This window comes from Actinocrinis sp., assembly GCF_035946395.1.
GTDB lineage: Bacteria > Actinomycetota > Actinomycetes > Streptomycetales > Catenulisporaceae > Actinocrinis.
In genome coordinates this window covers 1-3,442 of the sequence record NZ_DASYZI010000114.1, presented here as the reverse complement: position 1 = coordinate 3,442, position 3,442 = coordinate 1, and the positions used below count along the sequence as shown (strand labels likewise).

The 3,442-nt window shown below is 67.9% G+C and carries 4 protein-coding genes; 1 reads left to right on the top strand and 3 read right to left on the bottom strand.

All coding sequences use genetic code 11. The features are described 5' to 3' along the window. From VGS97_RS07395 to VGS97_RS07385, 3 genes are all read right to left on the bottom strand, one after another. The coding region (locus VGS97_RS07395) for an AAA family ATPase (RefSeq protein ID WP_326852502.1) at nucleotides 1-1,142 on the bottom strand (1,142 nt) is incomplete at its 3' end. Further along, the gene (gene pnuC, locus VGS97_RS07390; RefSeq protein WP_326852501.1) at nucleotides 1,139-1,780 is read right to left on the bottom strand and encodes a nicotinamide riboside transporter PnuC; all 642 of its coding nucleotides are present in this window, start codon (nucleotides 1,778-1,780) and stop codon (nucleotides 1,139-1,141) included. The genes VGS97_RS07395 and pnuC, both read right to left, overlap by 4 nt. A 227-nt stretch (nucleotides 1,781-2,007) precedes the next feature. Further along, entirely contained in the window at nucleotides 2,008-2,475 is a 468-nt protein-coding gene (locus VGS97_RS07385) for a hypothetical protein (RefSeq protein WP_326852500.1), read from the bottom strand. Nucleotides 2,476-2,564: 89 nt separating this feature from the next. Between VGS97_RS07385 and VGS97_RS07380 the strand changes: the two genes are divergently transcribed. Beyond that, nucleotides 2,565-3,442, top strand: an 878-nt coding sequence (locus tag VGS97_RS07380; protein ID WP_326852499.1) for a hypothetical protein, incomplete at its 3' end; no start/stop codon positions are given.

Here is a 3,442-nt window from a genome sequence, read left to right as displayed (position 1 = left end):
TCCGCCAGCACGCCGTCTATCGCACTCAACGCTTGTTCCAGCCTCGACGCCCTATCGCCATGCACCTCGACCCAACGCGCACCGCCCGCCGATAACACCTCGCGGAATCGCTCAGTCATCCACGGCCGCAAGTGCTCCCCGTCGCGCAGCCCGTCGTCATCGAATCCGACGCCCACGTGATCCGTCAGGATGTAGAGCGCCCGTTCCGGCATGCCGCGGGCGATCTTCCGCACGGCTTCCGTAGCGCGTTCGCGGTACCGCTCCTGCCACACCACCGTGGCGAGCGCGTCCGTGTCGCACACGAGCACCGGCCCGCCCGCCTCCGCGGCCACGTCCTCATCAGCGCACTGACGCGCAGCCACGTCCTCGAAGTCGGCGTCGTCCCATTCCAGATCGAAGACGGCCGGCTCGGCCAGCCCGCGCACACCGGCCACGGCCCGCGCGACCGCGAGCTTGCGCGCAGTGAGTTCCCGCCCATACTCGGCGACCCAGCGGGTAAGGGCGTGCGGCCCGCCGCGTGCGCGCAGCGCGTCGGCGAGGTCGATGGAGAGCGTCGTCGTCCCCGTCGACTCCGCACCGACGACCACCACACGTTTGGCGAACCACGCGCGTACCGGCGGTTCCAGAGCCCCCCACGCGGCGATCGGATCGGCGCGCACCTTTGTGCCTGATACGGCGTACGTTGCCCGTGACACGTCTAGCCGTACATCAGCGGCGCCGAATCGACGCGCCAACTCAGCGCCGTACGGCTCCGACGTGAACACCGCGTCCACGTCGACCGCACCCACAGCGCTCCCTTTCCCGACTCTGGCCGCGGCTGTGACCGCGCCTGTACCGTGCGCGCCGCGCGCTATCCCCTCACGCATCAACGCAACGTGCCCCGCCCACGCGGCTTCGCTGGAGTAGTCGACCGACAGGTTGTCCACCACACCGACAACGGACACGCCAGGCCATGCCGTGTGGAAGCGTGCCAACCACCTCACCCGCAGTTCAAGCGGTATCGACTCGACGTCTGCGCCCATCACCACCACGGTGACCCGCTCACACGTCTGCGCCGCGCTGCGGATCAGGAAGTGGTGCCCCGCGTGCGGCGGGTAGAACTTGCCGATGACCAGGCCGTGCCGGAACGCCGTCGCCGTCACGCCACCACCATGCTCGGCCGCGGCTCCCGCAGTTCCCGCCGCCAAGCCCGCATCCCCGCCACGCACAGCCCGAGGAATATCACGTAGACGATCGCCGTCAAATACAATGCCTTGACAAAATACAAGGGCACGTAGACGACGTCGGCCGTCATCCAGAAGAACCAGTTCTCGAACAGCTTCAGATTCAGCAGCCACTGCGCCGCCAGCGACAGCGCCGTGGTCAACGCGTCCCAGAACGGCGCGATGTCGTTCGCTCTGGTCAGCACGATCGTCAGGATCCACGTCACCGGCACCGCCAGCCCGGCCAGCGTCCAGACGACCCACGGCCGCGCCCGCGCCATCACCCGCCGGGACCACCGCTCGCCACCGTGCAGCCACTCCCACCAGCCGAACACCCCGAAGCCCAGATAGACGATCTGTAGTGCCGCGTCCGCATAGAGGCGAGCGGCCCAGAACAGCACCAGGAAGAACAGGTTGTTGGCCAGCCCCACCGGGAAGTTCCAGATGTTCGCCCGCACGGTCAGCCAAACCCCGACCGCGCCCGTGACGAACCCGAGCAACTCAGCCCAGGTGACCGCGTCCTGGCCGAAATGAAACAGCACAACGTTCAGTGGCGCGACCAACTCGCCGACCGACATCGGCGCCTCCCCGTCCCCAGTTATCGTCACTCTGACACTAACCAAGGACGGTAACCGAGGGTGGCACGCTGCGCAACCAGGTTCGGGGCAACCGCGTTCGGGCAACCAAGTTCACGGCGAACAGGTTCGAACACTGCCATCCCTGGACAGGCCTGCCGGATAAGTCCACCTCAGTCGCAGCGGACAGCGCCACGCCAGGGGGCAGGCGCCACGCCAAGGGTCAGGCGTCACACCAGGGTGGAGAGATCGTCCCGCATCGCTTGTTTGAGCGTGCCCATCGTCTCGCTGACGGTGTTCATCGCCGCGTCCCACTCCGGGTCCTTGCGCACGTCGGGCTGGTCGAAGCGGTCACGCAGGTCCCGCAGCGCCCGGAAGGCCCGTTCCGTGGGCTCCGCCAGCGCGTCCGGCGCGGTGATCAGCATCTGGTAGCGCGCCTGATATGCCCCCGACGTACTCAGTACGTCGCCCGCCTGGCGCGCACGCTCCTCGCGCGCTGTCGGCCCGAGCCGTCGCAGGTCACGTAGCCGGTGCGTAGTCAGCGAGAGAGCAGCGAGGTACTGGCTGTACAACTCGCGCCTGGTGGTGTGCTCACGGGTGAAGTGATCCCGCTTCCAGCGCGAGCGGTCCGCCGCCATCGTGCTGCCCGCTCCGACGAGTGCACCCAGCGCGGTGCCGGCCAAGGTCCCCCAATCCACGGCGGAATGCTACCGCCACTCGCGCCAGGGCCGACCACGTCGCGGCGTCCGGGTTGCGCGCATTGAAACAATATTCGATCGTTGTCGTCATGGATGGCCGCACGCCCCTGCCGACACTGCTTTCCCAGACTCTCGTCGCCTACATCATCGAACTCGACAACGAGTTCGAACACCGGATGCCGCACCGCACTACGAACCATGGCCGCTCCCCCAGTACGTCGCGCGGCCCCTGGCTGGCCTCGGTGGCGATGTGGTCCACATGCATGCGGTTCGTCGGCGAGGAAGGGCTACGCGTGCGCGACCGCGCGAAGGTGGCGCGCACCCGAACCAATCTCGCCGGCCTGCGGCGCTGGGGCTACATCACGCTTGAACGCGACCCGGCCGATTGGCGCGTAGCGCCGCCCGAAGCAGATCTGATCATCCACACGACAGCAGCCGGGCGCCAGGCGAACGAGACCTGGCGTGAGGTGTTCGACGTCATCGAACCGCGATGGCGGCAACGGTTCGGCGCAACGCAGGTCGATGCGCTTCGGGATGCGCTGTCGGCGCTGAACGCACGATTCGACATGGACGTACCCGACTGTCTGCCGGTACTCGGGAATGGGCTCTCGACGCGTGACGGCGTCTCAGGCATCGAACCGCGTCGGCCAGGCGGCGCTGTGCCGACCAACACGCCCGAGGACGTGACGCTTTACGCGCTGCTCTCACGCACCCTGCTGGCGTTCGCCCTCGTATTCGAGCGCGAGTCGGCCTCGGACGTGGCGCTGGCCGTCGGATCGAACGTGTTGCGCGTGCTCGACGACGGCTCGACGCGGCTGCGCGACCTTCCGCGGCTGAGCGGAGTGTCGAAGGAGGCGATCGCGATGGCGCTCGGCCTCCTGGAACGCCAGGGCATGGCCGTAGTCGCAGGCGATCCGGACGGCAGCCGGTTCAAGACCGTGCGCCTCACCGAACTCGGGCTGCACGC